Source organism: Lentzea jiangxiensis, assembly GCF_900104175.1.
In the GTDB taxonomy this organism is placed as follows: domain Bacteria; phylum Actinomycetota; class Actinomycetes; order Mycobacteriales; family Pseudonocardiaceae; genus Lentzea; species Lentzea jiangxiensis.
Genome location: NZ_FNIX01000027.1, coordinates 46,212 through 61,782 on the forward strand (window position 1 = coordinate 46,212; position 15,571 = coordinate 61,782).

Below are 15,571 nucleotides of genomic sequence, written 5' to 3' on the forward strand. Positions count from 1 at the left end.
CAGGACCGGACCGGCGTCACAGCAACCGCTTGATCTCACCGCGGGCCCGGTAGAACCCGCCGCCGGCCGAGGTGTGGACCTCCGTCACCAGGTACCGCGCCCCCGGCACCCGGATGTTCTTCGGGAACTGCACCGCCCGCGCCCGGTCGTACCCCTCGGAGACCACGTGCACCCGCAGGCGCCCGTTCTCCTGCACGCACTCGACGACCACGCCGCCGCTCGGCGGAACCGCGCTCGCCACAACGGTTTCCACCTCGGTGGTGGCCTCGACGCGCTGCCAGTGGTCGGCCTTGATGTCGCTGGGCTTCGGCAGCTCGCCCTGCTCGGCGGCGTGGATCGCGGCCGGGCTCGCGTCGACGCACGCCAGGGAGCCGTCGGTGGTGACGATGTAGAGGCGTTCGTCGCGGTGCTGCATGGAGTACGCGGAACCGCAGCCCGTGCCGAGCTTCCACAGGCGGGTGCCGTCGGCGGCGAAGCAGTACACCGACGAGTGGTTGTCGCCCGCGAAGACGTAGTCGCCGTCCGGGGAGGTGGCGCACGAGAAGACCGCCGCGTCGCAGCGGTAGCGGGCCGTCTCGGCGCCGGTGGCGCGCGACAGGCGGTGCACGTAGCCGCGGCTCGTGCCGGCGAACACCTCCGCCGGCTCCTGCCAGCCGAACAGCACCGCGCCCACGGTGTCGGTGTGCCACACGGGATCGCCGCTGCGGGCCGCGTAGTGCGTCACGCCCCGCGAATGGCCGTGGAACACGCCTTCCGGTGCGCAGCGCACCATCCAGGCGCTGTCGCCGGTGCTGCGGCGCGACCACTGGAACTCGTCCTCGTGGTCGACCAGCGTGATGCCGCCCTGCCGGTCGGACACGCCGAGCACGCCGTCGTCGATGTCGAGCCAGTAGATGTCGACGTCGCTCGCGATTTCGTAAGCCACGCGCGGGACCTTGCCGCCGAGGTCGTACACGCGGCCGTCGTCGCAGCCCGCGTAGATCCAGAAGTCGTCGGCCACGATGCACTTCACGCCGTCCGGCAGGCCGTAGCGCCCGGTCACCCGGCCGTCGTGCGCGAGGGTGAAGACGTCGCCGCGCTCGTTGCCGACCCAGGCCTCGTCCTCGCCGATGAAGATGCCGAACGCGGGCGCGCCCGAGTGGAAGCGCCACAGCACGGGGGCCTGCCGCGCCGTCGACCGGACGCTCGTGATCTCGCGCCGGGTGACGGGGCGCCGCTGCCGTTCGCCCTTCACGGCGGGCGCGTAGCCCTTGCGCACCTTCTCGCCGATCTTCTTCTGGGCGGCCTGCACGGCCTTGGTCTCGTCGGCGAACGTCGACTCGCGCGTGGAACCCCGCTCTCCGATGCGGCCGAACGTGATGGTCACCGTCGTGCCGTCGACGACCACCTCGTAGAACTTGTGGGCGCTCCCACCGGTCTCGGACAGCTCCAGGTACGTGGTGGCGGCCACGGTCTTCCCCCTCGTGTTGATCAGCTGGTCAGGACGCTAGCAACGGGGTCTGACAATTCCGGTTGTGGTGGAAGAACGCCGGACAGTGACCAGGCGGCTACCGGATCGGAACGCAGACGGTGTTTCTCCTTGCGCGGAACGGGTATTCGCCGGTTCCCCGAACATCCGCGGCGTGTCGGCGCCCCGAGCAGGACGGTGAGACGTGGAAAAGGCGCCCTCGAAGGACGCGTGGAGTCCGACGGTAGGTGTGGAGGAGGAGTTCCTCCTGGTGGACCCGGAGACGGGTGCGCCGGTGAACCTGGCGGACGAGGTCGTCACCATCGCGCGCGAGGAGCTCGGTCTGGAGCTCGAGCACGAGCTGACCGGCGCGCAGGTGGAGATCAACACGACGATCTGCCGCGACGTCGAGCAGGCCCGGCAGGAGCTCCTGGACACACGTCGCCTGGTCGCGCAGGCCGCGCGGATGGCCGGGTGCCGCGCCGTCGCCGTCGGGGCGCCTCCGCTCGGTGAGGCGATCGGCGAGGTCACGGACAGCCGGCGCTACCAGCGCATCGCCCGCGAGTTCGGTGCTCTGGCCGAGCAGCAGCTGATCTGCGGTTGTCACGTGCACGTCGCCGTCCCCGACCGGGAGACCGCGGTGCAGGTGTGCAACCACATGCGCCCGTGGCTTCCCGTGCTGGCCGCCGTGACCGCGAACTCGCCGTTCTCCGGCGGCGAGGACACGGGTTTCGCGAGCTGGCGTTCGACGGTCTGGTCGCGCTGGCCGGTGTCCGGGCCGCCGCCGGTCTTCGAGTCGTGGCAGCACTACGAAGAGCTCTGCGACACCATGATCACGGCGGGCACGGCCCTGGACCGCGCGATGGTCTACTGGGACGTCCGCCCCGCCACCGAGCTGCCCACCGTCGAGGTGCGGGTCTCGGACGTCGCGGCGACCGTGGACGAAGCGGTGCTGCTGGCCGCGTTGGTGCGCGCTCTGGTGGCCCAGGCCGTCGTCGACGTCGGGCGCGGCGTCGAGGCGGAGCCGGTTCCCCAGGAGACGCTGCGCCAGGCGTGCTGGAGCGCGGCCAACGAAGGCCTGCGCGGCACCGTCCTCGACGTGCTGGCCGGCGAGCCGAGGCCCGTGCGGCAGCAGCTCGACGACCTGGTGCGGCGGCTGACCCCGATCTTCGAGGCGAACGGTGACCTGCCTGCCGTGCAACGAGGCCTGCACCTGCTCGACACGCAGGGCGGCGGCGCGGACCGCCAGCGCACCGCGTTCCGCGGCGGTCAGGTCGAGTCGTTGCTGAGCCTGGTCGACGTCGACAACGCCGACCGCGCCGAGCAGCGGCAGAGCACCGCGAGCTGAGGCCCGGCGGCCTTCGCGGGCTGCCGGGTGCTCATCGGGTCATGGTGTGACCGGCGCGTTGGTCAGTCCCCCGACCGCGCCGGTCACCGTGTTCGACGCGTGCACGACGTTGGGCAGCGCCGAGCACTTCGACACCGAGGTGACGTGGACGGCGTACCGGCCCACGCCGCCGAGGTTCGAACGGTTGGCGCGCCAGGTGTTCCCGCGCCCGTTCGGCAGACCCGGCGTGGTGCCGCCGCAGGGCACGCCGTTGACGGTGCAGCCCGTGGGAAAAAGGGATCGCCCCCGCCACGGGCATGGGCGGCACACACCGCCCACCGGTCGTCGAGTCAGGCTCCGGCGCCCGTGAGCCCGCGGCGGAACCACTCCGGCATCTGCTCCTCGGACCGCGGGAACCAGTCCTGCTCGGTCGCGAAGTCCTCCGCCGACGGCGTCTCGTCGAACTTCGGGGCCTCGTCGCGGTTGTAGGTGATGCTGTACCTGCCGGGCGGGTCGAGGACGTACTCGAAGCCGATCCAGGAGCCGAGCCCTTCGGCGTACATGCCCTTGCGCAGCTGCTGGAACTTCCGCCAGGCGTCCGGCGTGAACGACCAGCCGCGCACGGTGCCGTCGGGCATCTTCACGCCCGTGTCCGCCTCGCTGTGCATGCCGATCATCTTGACGCGCACCACCAGGCGCACCCAGCCGTGCGGCAGAGTCGGCAGGATCTCCTGCGTGATCTCCGCGAGCTTCTCCTGCTGCTCGGTCGGGCTGAGCGCCGGCCAGTTCGCCATGGTGTCGCTTCCTCCTAGATCGCGGTCGGACCCGGCCAGCCTACTGATCGGCCGGGCTCGCCTCCTGCTCGCGCTGGAGCTCCTCACCGCGTTCGACCATTTCGCGCAACCAGTCCGGGACGTGCTCGTCCGCCCTCGGGAAGGCCTCCAGGTCGCGCACGAACATCATCGGGTGCAGGTCCGGCGACCACCGCGGGTTCTCGTCGTAGTTGAACGTCACCTCGGGCGCGGCCTCGCGGTGCAGCACGAACCGCGCCGACAACCACGCGCCGCGGTCCTCCCGGTACATCTGCTCGCGGAGGTCCTGCAGCCGCTCGACCATGTCCGCCAGCCGCACCTCACCCGCGAACCTGCCCTCCGCGGTCTTCGCCGACGCGGCCAGCTCGTACGCGTGGACGTTCGCCCAGACGTCCAGCGTCACGCGGTTCCACCCGGGCGGGGCCCCCGCCTCCAGCAGCGCGCAGATCTCAGCGCTTCGCGTATCGGTTCGTGGGTCCATAGTTCACCTCCGGACGGTTCGGGAAGACCCGTTCCTTGGTCACCACGTTCTCCACGATCTTATTGCCGTCCGCGTCCAGCTTCGGCTTGCCGTTCGCGTCGACCTCGTACGTGACCTCCTGCCAGCGCATGGTCACCTCGTCCGGCACGCCGTCGGCGCCGCGGGTGGCCCGCACCTGGTAGTTCTGGACGTCCTGGTGGTCCTTGGAGGCGAACTCGACGAGGTAGCTCTCCTTCTCCCGCCACGACGCGGCGTGCACCCAGCCGTCGCGGATGTTGCCGGAGTTGGACGCGGCCATCTGCGGGTGCATGTTGATGTACTCGCCGAGGCCGCCGAGCTCGTTGGCGAGCAGGTGACCACCGGCCCACTTGACGCGCGAGTTCTCCAGCTCCTGCGGGGTGAGCTCGCGATCCGGCGGATTGCTCGGGTACGCGGCCTCGCCCTCCTGGTAAGCGCGCTGCTGGGATCCCTTGCCGGGATCGTCGTCGCGGTACGTCGCGTTCTGCCCCTTCGCCTCGACCTCGCCGGTCATCGCGTCGGTCTGGCCGTGCTCGTTCGTGTGGAACGAGAGCACCTTGTCCGGGTTGTGGGTGTTCGGCACCTGGTACTGCGCGTCCGGCAGCAACGGGTGGCTGAGGTCGGGGTTGAACCCGGACCACTTGCCCTTGCCGTCGATCGACATGTCCTGGCGGCCGGGTGTCGCCTCGACCCACTTGACGTTGCCGTCGCCGTCGGTGATGAACGTCGTGCGCGTGCCGTTCTCGTTGCGCACCGGGTACTCGGTCCACGGCTGCAGCGGCTGGTGGTCGCGCAGCGGTGCCGGAACCGGGTCGGGGGCCTCGACCGGCTGCAGCCGGTCGGGCTGGGTGTTGCCGTCCGGAACGGTCTCCCGGTCGCGGTGCGGCGCGTAGATCTCCTCGTTCCGGTTGAGCGGTCGCGGCGGGGCGTCTGGGTTGCCCGGGTCGGCCGGCTGGTGCGTCGGCCGGTCGTACTCGACGAACCGGTCGTTGTAGGTCGGGTCGTCCGGCTCGATGACCCGGTCCTTCGGGAGCGGCGTGTGCTCGGGATCCGGCCTGCGCGGGGTGTCCTGGTTCTCCGGCGCGCCGCTGTTCTCCGCGTCGCTGTTCTCCGGGCCGTCGGAGTCCCCGCGGTCCCTGGCGCCGTCGCCGTCGGTGTTCCGGTCGCTGCCGGGCGCGTACCCGTCCTCGCCGGCCCTGGTCCTCGACCCGTCCGGGTGGTGCGTCTCCCACTCGCCGTTCGGGGGGATCCGCGGCGAGCGCGTGCCGTCCGGGCCGATTTCCGCGTCACTGGCGAAGACACGCCCGCTGCTGTCCGTCCACGCGGGCCTGTTCGGCGCCACGACCGGTGCGTCGAGGTTCCGCGCCAGCTGCTGCGCGAAGTCGTTGCTGCCCGCGTCGCACCCGATCAGCCGAACCGGCCTGCTGCCGTCGTACCCGCTGCGGCGCAACATGTCCGCGTACTCGGCCGGCGTGTAGTGGTGCCCGCCGACGCGCGCCCGGCCGTCCGGCGTGACGTGCACGTCGGCGGTGAAGAACCGCGGGTCGTCCGGCACGCGGTGCGGCAGGTCGCCCATGTCGGGGTCGCCACCGTGGTGCGACACACCGGCGGGCGTCTGCTCGGCGTGCCGTTCGTGGGCCTGCTCCGGCGACGGGCGCTCGTCCGCGTGGGTGTTCGGGTTGTCCGGGGTGTCGCCGTCCGTGCGGCCGTCGGCGTCGTGGCGGCCGGGACCGTCGGGGTCGCGGTGCGTGCCGGGTGCGTCGGGCCTGCTGCTGTCGGGCCTGCTGCTGTCCGGCCTGGTGCTGTCTGGCCTGGTGCTGTCGGGGCGAGCCGTGTCGGGCCGCGAGCCGTCGGGGCGGTGGTGCGGCTGGCCGGGCGCGTCGGGGCGCTGACCGGGGTGCGTGGTGGGGCTGTCCGCGCCGCGCGGGCGGGCACCGTCCGCATCGGGCCTGTGGTGGACGGCGTCGGGCCGGCTCGGACCACCGGGGTGCCCGCCGGGCGCGTCCGTGCGGGGCCGCGAGGCGTCGGGCCGGCCGTCAGGACGCGAGCCCGGTCCGTCGGGCCTGTGCCCTGGCGCGTCAGGACGCCCGCCGGGACCGTGACCACCCGGCGCGTGCGGTGCGCCGGGACCACCCGGACTCGGCGTGAAGCCGGGCTGCTGCGGCACGTGCGGCGAGCCGGGAGCGTTGGGCGCGTTCGGACTCGTGTGCGGCGCGGACGGGCCGTCCGCGTGAGTGGGGGATGTGGTCGACTGCGGACGCGTGGGCGCGTCCGTCCGGCCCGCCGGCGAAGTCGTGCCAGGGCCGTGCGGCCCGTCAGGAGAGTGCGGGGCACCCCCACCGGGACCGTGCGGCGTGTGGGACCCGGACGGCGCGTGCGGTGCGCTGGGACCGCCGTGCGGCGCACTCGGGCTGTGCGGTGCACCTGGACCGCCATGCGGCGCGTTAGGCGCGGACGGCCCGCTCGGGCTGTGAGGCGGATTCGGTCCGGACGGCCCACCGTGAGGTGCGCTGGGAGCGTTCGGCGACCCGGACGGCCCGAAACCGGGCTGCGACGGCGCCGACGGCCGAGCCGACGAGGGCGACACGTCCGGCGTGCGCTGCGACGGCAGGCCCGACCCGAGGTCACCGCGCGAGCCCGGCGTACCGGTCCACCCGCCACCGGCCCCGGGACGCGCACCGCCACCAGCCGGCTGACCGCCCGGCGCGCCTCCGCCGGGCGCTCCCGAGGGACCACCCATCGGCCCCTGCTGCGCGGTGGACGGAGAGCCGGTCGACGGGCCACCGTCACGCGGTGCGGAAGGCGCGTGCTGCGTCGGAGCCTCCGGCGTGGCCACACCCGCCTGGCTCGTCTGACCGGTGTTGCGCGGCACCGCCGGGGCGTCCGGCGTCGATCCCGGCCCGTTCGCACTCGGAGCCGATGGCCCACCCGCAGGCGGCCCGCCGGAAGGCCCGCCGCTCGACGGCGACCCGGCCGAAGGCGACGACGGCGACCCGGGCGACGGCGCGCTCGGCGAACCAGGCCCGTCCGGACCCGGCGACGACGAAGGCGAAGGCCCGTTCGAGGAAGGCGACGGCGAAGGCCCGCTCGGCGCGGAGGGAGGCGAGGACGAGGACGGCGGCGAAGCCGACGGCGAGCCCGCAGAAGGAGAAGTGGGGCTGGGACCGTCCGGTGAGGACGGTGAAGGGGAAGGCGAGGACGGCGAGGACGAGGACGGCGAGGAGTCCGGGCTCGACGGTGACGAGTCGGGCGACGAAGGCGTGCCACGCCCACCGGAGGGCGAGATGTCCGGTGCGTCGGTGCGGTGGAACAACCCACCGGGCTTGATGGAGCTCGTCGAGATCACGTCGAGCCCGGTGACCTTGCCGACCAGCTTGCCGACGACCTTCATGATCTTCGTGAAGACCTCGACGATCTTGCCGAGCAGCGGCGAGACCTTCTTGATGGTCTTGATGAGCTTCTGGATCAGCTCACCGATCCGCGTGGCCCACTTCGAGATCGCCGTCACGGCCTGCGCCACGATCACCGGCGTGCCGAAACCGAGCGTGAACACGGCCTCCAGCACCCACGCGATCAGCTTCCCCACCAGGTCGGCGATCAGGTCGCGCACCATCTCGCGCACGAACGCGACGACCATGCCCATGACACCCACGACGGTGCCGACGGATCCGGCGGTGGAGGCCGCACCGGCGAGCGCGTCGCCCTGGGCGCCGGCGGCGGCCCGGTAGGCGTCGCCCGCGGCACCTTCCCACTGCGCGGTGCCCTGCTGGACCGCCTGCTGGTAGTCCTGGGCGATCTTGCCGAGCTCCTCGGACACCTTGTTCCACGTGGCCGAGTACGACTCGATCACCGGCGGGTCCCCCGCCAGCCAGTCGAGCGCCTCCTTGAGCGGCTGCATGTGCTCCATCAGGAACGAAGCCGCGGACGACAACAGCGTCCCGAAGGGGTCGATCGCCATGGAAGCGGCGTCCGCGACCAGCCCCACCATGCCCAGGCCGCCCTCGACCCAGTTGCCGTCCTTGATGCCGTTGTACGTGTCCATCGCCGACTCGGCGATGGAGATGCCCGTCATCCAGCCGTTGTCACCGGTGCCGGCGTTCACGAACCCGGACGGCGCGGCGTCGGGCTGGACCACCAGGGGGTTCGACATCACTTGCCTCCGAAGGTCTCGGCGACGTTCCCGGCCACCACTCGACAAGGCCTGGCGCGACCCCGGCCGGAGATCCTCGACGCCGAACCGGCGATGTCCTCGGGCACCGTGCCGTCCTTCCCCCGAACGCAGCGGTACGTACTCGGTCCACAGGATGACGCAGCGCCGCGCGGACAGGTTCCACTCGGCCCGCAAATGGTCCGGACAGAGCAACGGTGCTGCCCCGAAGTGGTCAGGGCTGGCTGCCGAGGTCTTGAGGCACGGCGAAGCCGGAGGCCCGGAACCATTCCTGATTCCGGGCCTCCGGCCTGGAGACGCGGGTGTTCGTCAGATCACGCGCACCACGTGTTGCCGGTGTACTGCAGTTTGCTGGAAAGGATCCATCCCCATTTCCCGTTCGAGACGTTGAACCCGTAGTAGCGGGGGTTGCCCTGGATTCGAACGTTGAACGTGTGGCCGGGGTCGGCCCAGCCGACGAAGGAACCGTCGCGTTCCGCGTTGGTCATGTCGCCGTAGTCCATGACGACGTACTGCCAGACCTGGGTGCATTGCGCGCCTACGGGACCTGCCACCTGCTCGCCGGCGGGAAGCGCTTGAGCGGGCGCGGTCCCGCCAAGAGCCGATACGCCGAGTACGGCGATCCCAAGAGCAATGTCGCGCAGCTTGCTCAATGCGAACTCCCTGAAGATATCGTTAGGGAACGAACGATTCAGAGTCTCGCGGAGCCCGGCGACGAGGTCTAGCTCCGATCCAGTGCTGAGGCTGCGACAACCGGACGTGGGTGAGTCGAAGTGGACAACGCGCTGTAACCGATGGCCGGTTGTGCTCGGCGAGCGAGGTACGGCCGAATGCCGGTGTGCGCCTTGGACGTGGCTCGCCTTTCTTGCGTGTCCTGCCCGCTCGCTGCTTGAGCTGGTCGAGCTCGACCAGCAGGGCACCGAGCACGCTGCGGCTTCGTCCGCCTCGTCCTCCCGCTGCTCGGCGGTGAGCCGAGAACGCTGTGCCTGTTCGGCGGTCCGGTCGGCTTCGCGACGCGTCGCGACCAGGGTGGCGTGCTCGTCGATCCACGCGTCGGCGGCGCGGAAGGCGTTCACGGCATCCGCCACGGCGTTGAGCGCCTTCGGCTCCGTGGGCAGGCCGTGTTCGGCCGCGGTCGCCGTCAGCGCCCGAGCACCACAGGCAGCGACTTCAGGCTGGCCATGACGTCGTGGTGCGTCACCTCGGGCTGCTCCTGACCCGCGTAGACCGCGCGCGGGAACCGGCGCGTCAGCTGCCGCAGCACGGTTTCGGTCTCCAGCCGGGCAAGCGCGGAACCGAGGCAGAAGTGCGGACCGTGCCCGAAAGTCGCGTGACCGGTGGTCTTGCGGTCAAGCCGGTACTCGCCGGCCTTCTCGTGCGCCTGCGGACAACGCCCCGCGGCACCGAGGTTGATCAGCAGCAGCGTGTCCTCGGGCACGGTCACCCCACCGATCTCGACCGCCTCGGTCGTGATGCGGTACGTGGCGCTGCGAACCGGCGAGTTGTGCCGCAACGTCTCCTCGACGAGCAGGGGCGCGAGCCCGGGATCCTCGGCGGCCTTCGCCCACAGGTCGTTGTCCAACGCGTCGTGCAGCACGTTCGCGATGAGTCCGGCCGAAGTCTCATGACCCGCGACCACGAGCAGGAACGCCATGGCCATCAGCTCGTCGCGGCTCAGGCCATCCGCCTCGTCGACCGCGGCCAGCGCACCGAACAACGACCGCGGGTCGAGACCGCCGCTCGTGAGCAACGCGTGGAAGTAGCCACCCAACTCGTCGCTGGCCGGCTGCGACACCTCGGGTTCCATCGACATCATCGCCTCGATCAACGCACGGACCCGTGCGCGATCCTGCACCGGCAACCCGAGAACCTCGCCGATGACGTGCAGGGTCATCGGCACGGCCAACTCCCGGACGAGGTCGACCTCCACGCCCTCGGGCAGCCGGGCGACCAGTTCGGCACTGATCTCCTCGATGCGCGGCGCCAGCTGCTGCACCGCCCTGCCGTTGAACGCCTTCACCGCAAGCGCCCTGAGCCGCGCGTGCTGCGGGTTGTCGCTGTTGATCATGCTCGGCCCGAGCAAGCCGCCCAGGTTCTCCTGCGCGCGGCCAAGCTCCGCGAGCTGCCGCTTGATCTCGCGCTGCAGCCGCGCGCTGTCCTTGGAGAGCCGCTGGTCGGCGAGGAACTGACGGCTGAGGTCAAGCCCGACCGTGAGCACCTGCATCCTCACGCCGTTGGGCAACGTCACCGCGTGCAGCGGGCCTGCTTCGCGCGCAGCGTCCTCGATCCGATGGTGTTCACGCGCACGCAAGTCACCGCCCACCAGGAAGTTGGACATGCCGGGCCCTCGCCTCCACCTGGATTCGACCTAGATCATTTCACCGTAGCAAGCCCAACGCGGTGGTCGTCCCAGCCACGGGCAACCGGGGCGGCTCAGCGGCGATCCCGTGGTCCGTGTCGTGCTCGGGCCTGGCCCACGTGATCCAGTCTCGGAGCGCGAGGATCGCAATGACGTCGCGACGAATCTGCTGGCCGCGCTGAGTTCGGCGATCCTTGGCGCGGGTGTTCCGTCCCCGGCGTGCGCAGCGGGCGGTGGGGTCGTGGGGAGGGATGATCGCGCGGGACGAGGATGGCAGCCGGCCCTCGTCGTCGGCGCGACAGCGCACCGCCTCGGCAGCCTGCCGGTCGGACAGACCGACCAGAACGGCAGCGCGCGGACTGCGGCCGACTGGGCGAAATCAAGATCACCGACCGAGTCGAGCTCAGAGCCCGTTGGCTCCGCTCCGCACCTGACGGGACTTCCGGGCGAGGCGGAAGATCAAGGCGGCGATCAGAGCGCCGACCAGTGCAAGCGCCAGGAACAACCACCCGATTCCCTCACCGCTGGAGGTGACGATGCTGATGCCTGTTATCGCCGATATGAGGGACATCGCCGCCGTTGTCGTAGCTCTCCAGGTGAAGGGCGACCGGTTGTCGAAGTCCTTGGACGCGTCGGCTTCCATGGGTTTCCATTACCCGGGAGCAGCTTTCGTCAACCCCAGGTGCGTTTGACTCCGCTGCACCGGACCGGTGTAGCCGGACATTCGCGGGTGGTCGGTGCAGTCGCTGCACGACCCGGAGCTGTTGAGTTCCACGGTTCTCTTCTCGTCGGCTCAGGTGCTGAACCAGGTGGACGCCCCGGCGGCCTCGCCTGACGCGTCCTCGCACATCACCTTCAGCACACCGAGGTAAGCCCTTTCCGCGCCGGACGTGCGAGTGGTGTACGTCGACTACGAGCCAGTCCACCCCGAGGACGTGTTCGGCGCCGAAACCGAGGCCGCAGGCCTGTTCGCCCGCCATCGCGCCACGTTGGCGTCCGGCGGCTACCTCGCCCTCACCCACCTCGCCGACGACTTCACCGTCTGCCCCGAAAGCCCGTGAACCAGGACCCATACCTGATCGATAGCGGGTCGACAGCCGGAATGCCCATCGTGGCAACAGAAAGCCCGACGGACACGAGGGAAGCGGAACGGGGACGCCCCGTCACCTCCTCCTGAGTGGTCAGGGCCGGACCGTGTCGATAGGGCCGACTGCCGCGAACCTCCGGCGGACACGTCGACCCCTGGAAAGGAAAGCCATGACTGACTTCATTCCGCGAGCCGACCTGGACGTGGTGATCGTCGGCGCGGGTCCGCGAGGACTCTCCGTGCTGGAGAGGCTGGTCGCGCGTTTGGCGGACACGCCCAGGGACGGAGAGGTGCGCGTGCACCTGTTCGACCCCGACGAGGCGGGTACAGGGCGGATCTGGAGGACTTCGCAGTCGGTGTGCTTCCTGATGAACACCGCCGCCGGTGAGGTGAGCGTGTTCTCCGCCGGGCCCGACGGCGGCCCTGCCAGGGCGGGGTTCGGGCCTTCGTTCTCGGACTGGCTCTCGACCCATCCGCGCTGGTCCGGTGTCGGGCCTGACGACTACGGGCCGCGGGCCGTGTACGGCGAGTACCTGCGGATGGCGTTCGAGGCGATCGTCGCCAACGCGCCGGACGGCGTGACGGTCCGGCACGTGGCGGAGAAGGCCGTGTCGCTCACCCGCGAGTTCGGGCTGACGACGGTGACCGGTTCCGGCGGCACGGTGGTGAGCGCCGACAAGGTGGTGCTGACCACCGGGCACCCGCGGGTCAGGCCGGAGGACGGGGAGAAGGAGCTCCTCACGTTCGCCCGGCACCGGTCCGGCCTGACGTACCTGCGCGGCGACTCCGCGGCCGACATGCCGCTGGGTGTGATCGCACCGGGGGAACAGGTCGGCGTGATCGGCCTCGGGCTGACGTTCTTCGACGTCCTCGCGGAGCTGACGATCGGGCGGGGCGGCAGGTTCGTCGAGCGCGACGGGCAGACCGAGTACCTGCCCAGCGGACGCGAGCCGCACCTGGTCGCGGGTTCTCGCAGCGGGCTGGTGATGCTGGCGCGCGGCCGCAACCAGAAGGCCCCGACCTACCGCTACCAGGCCAAGTTCGTGACCGAGGCGGCGATCGTGCGAGCCCGGCGCGGCGCCCAGCGGATCACCGGTTCCGCGCAGCTCGACTTCGTGCGGGACGTGTTGTCGTTGCTGCGCCTGGAGGTCGAGCACGTCTACTACACCGCGCACGTCCGGCGCAGGCACGGGGACGAGGCGGCGCAGTGGTTCGCGGCCGGTCACCTGGCGTCCGACGACCGCGAGGAGCTGCTGGCGGCGTGGGACCTCGGGGACGTGCCGCCACTGGACCTCGAACAGATCGCGCGGCCGTTCGTCGACAGGGAGTTCGACAGTCCGGACGCCTTCCACGACGAGCTGCTGGAGCTGCTGCGGCAGGACGTCGCCGAGGCCCGCGAGGGCAACGTCGACAACCCGCTCAAGGCGGCGCTGGACATCCTGCGCGACACCCGCGGGATGGTGCGGCAGGCCGTCGACTTCGCCGGGCTGCGGCCCGAGTCGCACCGCGAGTTCGTGACGTGGTTCAACCCCATCAACACCATGGTGTCCGCCGGCCCGCCCTGGATCCGGGTGGACCAGGCGGCCGCCGTGATCCGCGCCGGGCTGCTGACGGTGGTGGGGCCGGGGACGTCCGTCAGGGCGGACCACTCGAGCGGCGCCTTCGTGCTGGAGTCCTCCTGCGTCACCGGATCGCGGCGCGAGGTCTCCACGCTGATCGACGCGCGCATCCCGCGGTCGACCCTGTTGTCCAACACCGACGCGCTCATCGCTGGTCTGGTGTCCGACGGGCTGATCACGGAGATGGTCAACGCCGACCTGTCGAGCGGTGTGCGGTTCCGCGCCGGCAGCGTCGCGGTCACCAGGCGCCCGTTCCACGTCATCGACGTGCTCGGCAACCCCGACCCCGACCTGTACGCGCTGGGCGTGCCCACCGAGAACACGCGGTGGTTCACGCAGATCGGCACCGGCAGACCAGGACCGATGACCGGTTTCCACACCGACGCGGACGGTATCGCCGAGGACGTGCTGCGCCACCGCACCGCCGCCCGGACGCCGGGGGCGTCCACCGCCACTCATCCGGCCGCCGCGATCTGAGGGGAAGACCTGTCATGTCACCGAGAACAGCCACCGAGAAGTTCCGCGCCGCGCGGGACCTGCTGCTGGAGCTCCGCGACGACCACGACCGCGCCCACGCCGAGTTCAGGTGGCCGGAGTTCGACGAGTTCAACTGGGCGCTCGACTGGTTCGACGCCGTGGCGAGCGGGAACGACCGCACGGCGCTGCACGTCGTGGGCGGCCGGTCCGAGGAGAAGGTCTCCTACGCGGAGCTCTCGGAACGGTCCGACCGTCTCGCCAACGGCCTGCGCGCCGCCGGTGTGCGGCGCGGCGACCGGCTGCTCATGATGCTCGACAACCAGCTCGCCGTCTGGGAGTCGCAGCTGGCCGCGATGAAGCTGGGCGCCGTCGTCGTCCCGACCTTCACCACCGTGTCCGGCGCCGACCTGGTCGACCGCGTCGAACGGGCCGACGTGCGGCACGTGCTCACGACGCCGGAGCTGACCGAGGGCTTCGAGTGGTTGCCCGGCCACGTGACGAGGATCTGCGCGGGCCGGGTGCCCGGCTGGCTCGCCCTCGACGACCTGCGGTCCGCTCCGGCCGGCTTCACCCCCGACGCGCCCACCCGTGCCGACGAGACGTTGTTCCTGTACTTCACCTCGGGCACGACCTCGCGCCCGAAGCTGGTGCGGCACACCCACGTCAGCTATCCGGTGGGGCACCTGTCCGGCATGTACTGGAACGGTGTCCGCCCGGGAGACGTCCACCTGAACGTCTCCGCGCCGGGCTGGGCGAAGCACGCGTGGAGCTCGTTCTTCGTGCCCCTCAACGCCGAGGCGTCGGTGCTGAGCGTGACCACCCCCAACGGCAAGGACCTGCTGGACCGCATGGTCCGGCACGGCGTGACGACGTTCTGCGCACCGCCGACCGTGTGGCGGATGCTCATCCAGGAGGACCTGCGGCACTGGCAGGTGTCGTTGCGGGAGGCGGGAAGCGTCGGTGAGCCGCTCAACCCCGAGGTGATCGAACAGGTCCGCGCGGCCTGGGGCGTGACCGTGCGGGACGGGTACGGGCAGACCGAGACGACGGCGCAGATCGGCAACAGCCCCACGCTGCCGGTCCGGCTGGGATCGATGGGAAAACCGTTGCCCGGCTACGACATCGTGCTCGTCGACCCGGCCACGGGCGCGGAGGGCGACGACGGCGAGGTCTGCGTCAGCCTCACGCCGCGGCCGTTGGGCGTGATGCCCGGCTACGTCGACGACGACGAGAAGAACGCCAAGACGTTCGCCGGCGGTTACTACCACACCGGTGACATCGCGCACCGCGACGAAGACGGCTACCTGCACTACCTGGGACGCACGGACGACATGTTCAAGTCCTACGACCACCGGATCTCCCCGTTCGAGCTGGAGAGCGTGCTCCTCGAGCACGACGCCGTGGCGGAGGCCGCGGTGGTGCCCGCTCCCGACCCGGTGGGTCTGGTGGTGCCGAAGGCCTACGTCGCGCTCGCGGCGGGCGAACTGCCCGACGCCGGCACCGCGCGGCGGATCCTCAGCCACGCCAGCGCGAACCTGGCTCCACACCAGTGGGTTCGCCGCCTGGAGTTCACGACGCTGCCGAAGACCACGTCCGGGAAGATCCGCCGCGGCGAGCTGCGGGCCCGCGACGTCGAGCGGGCCGCGGGGACCGAGTTCCCCGGCACGACCGAGTACCTGGCCGACGAACTGCTGGAGACCGCGCTGCCCGCGGCTCCCGGAATCGGCTGAGAGACACCAGTTCCACCAACCGCACCACGACACCCAGGAGAGAACT

Annotated in this window: 12 protein-coding genes; 4 read left to right on the plus strand and 8 right to left on the minus strand. The window is 71.0% G+C overall.

What is annotated here, in order from left to right:
• Nucleotides 1-16 precede the first annotated feature (16 nt).
• On the minus strand, nucleotides 17-1,450 hold the full coding sequence (locus BLQ91_RS36800; protein WP_090104739.1) for a WGR domain-containing protein: 1,434 nt from the start codon (nucleotides 1,448-1,450) through the stop codon (nucleotides 17-19).
• A 202-nt stretch (nucleotides 1,451-1,652) separates the two neighbouring features.
• On the opposite strand from BLQ91_RS36800, the gene BLQ91_RS36805 reads away from it, so the two are divergent.
• Entirely contained in the window at nucleotides 1,653-2,795 is a 1,143-nt protein-coding gene (locus BLQ91_RS36805; RefSeq protein ID WP_090104741.1) for a carboxylate-amine ligase, read from the plus strand.
• A gap of 39 nt (nucleotides 2,796-2,834) precedes the next feature.
• Here the strand turns inward: BLQ91_RS36805 and BLQ91_RS36810 are convergent, their stop codons facing one another.
• The 7 genes from BLQ91_RS36810 to BLQ91_RS36855 form a co-directional block, all read right to left on the minus strand.
• Entirely contained in the window at nucleotides 2,835-3,041 is a 207-nt protein-coding gene (locus tag BLQ91_RS36810; RefSeq protein WP_245734211.1) for a hypothetical protein, read from the minus strand.
• A gap of 83 nt (nucleotides 3,042-3,124) precedes the next feature.
• Nucleotides 3,125-3,568 (minus strand): PDC sensor domain-containing protein, encoded by a 444-nt coding sequence (locus BLQ91_RS36815; protein ID WP_090104743.1) that lies wholly within the window; start codon nucleotides 3,566-3,568, stop codon nucleotides 3,125-3,127.
• Between the two features lie 40 nt (nucleotides 3,569-3,608).
• Nucleotides 3,609-3,989 carry a hypothetical protein gene (locus tag BLQ91_RS36820; protein WP_090104745.1) on the minus strand — a complete coding sequence of 127 codons (381 nt, stop codon included), beginning with the start codon at nucleotides 3,987-3,989 and terminating at the stop codon, nucleotides 3,609-3,611.
• A gap of 46 nt (nucleotides 3,990-4,035) precedes the next feature.
• Nucleotides 4,036-8,235, minus strand: a complete 4,200-nt coding sequence (locus BLQ91_RS41890) for a hypothetical protein (protein ID WP_176960159.1) — start codon at nucleotides 8,233-8,235, stop codon at nucleotides 4,036-4,038.
• A gap of 332 nt (nucleotides 8,236-8,567) precedes the next feature.
• Entirely contained in the window at nucleotides 8,568-9,341 is a 774-nt protein-coding gene (locus tag BLQ91_RS41895; RefSeq protein WP_218130553.1) for a hypothetical protein, read from the minus strand.
• Between the two features lie 53 nt (nucleotides 9,342-9,394).
• Nucleotides 9,395-10,591: a cytochrome P450 gene (locus BLQ91_RS36845; RefSeq protein ID WP_090104750.1), complete on the minus strand. Its 1,197-nt coding sequence runs from the start codon at nucleotides 10,589-10,591 to the stop codon at nucleotides 9,395-9,397.
• A gap of 424 nt (nucleotides 10,592-11,015) precedes the next feature.
• Nucleotides 11,016-11,255, minus strand: a complete 240-nt coding sequence (locus BLQ91_RS36855) for a hypothetical protein (protein ID WP_090104752.1) — start codon at nucleotides 11,253-11,255, stop codon at nucleotides 11,016-11,018.
• A gap of 247 nt (nucleotides 11,256-11,502) precedes the next feature.
• Between BLQ91_RS36855 and BLQ91_RS41900 the strand changes: the two genes are divergently transcribed.
• The 3 genes from BLQ91_RS41900 to BLQ91_RS36865 all read left to right on the plus strand — a co-directional run bounded on the left by BLQ91_RS41900 (nucleotide 11,503) and on the right by BLQ91_RS36865 (nucleotide 15,525).
• Nucleotides 11,503-11,673, plus strand: a complete 171-nt coding sequence (locus tag BLQ91_RS41900; protein ID WP_218130554.1) for a hypothetical protein — start codon at nucleotides 11,503-11,505, stop codon at nucleotides 11,671-11,673.
• Nucleotides 11,674-11,869: 196 nt separating this feature from the next.
• Complete coding sequence (locus BLQ91_RS36860; RefSeq protein ID WP_090104753.1) at nucleotides 11,870-13,795, plus strand: FAD/NAD(P)-binding protein; 1,926 nt, start codon at nucleotides 11,870-11,872, stop codon at nucleotides 13,793-13,795.
• A 14-nt stretch (nucleotides 13,796-13,809) separates the two neighbouring features.
• Nucleotides 13,810-15,525, plus strand: coding sequence for an AMP-binding protein (locus BLQ91_RS36865; protein ID WP_090104755.1), 1,716 nt, complete (start codon nucleotides 13,810-13,812; stop codon nucleotides 15,523-15,525).
• Nucleotides 15,526-15,571 lie beyond the last annotated feature (46 nt).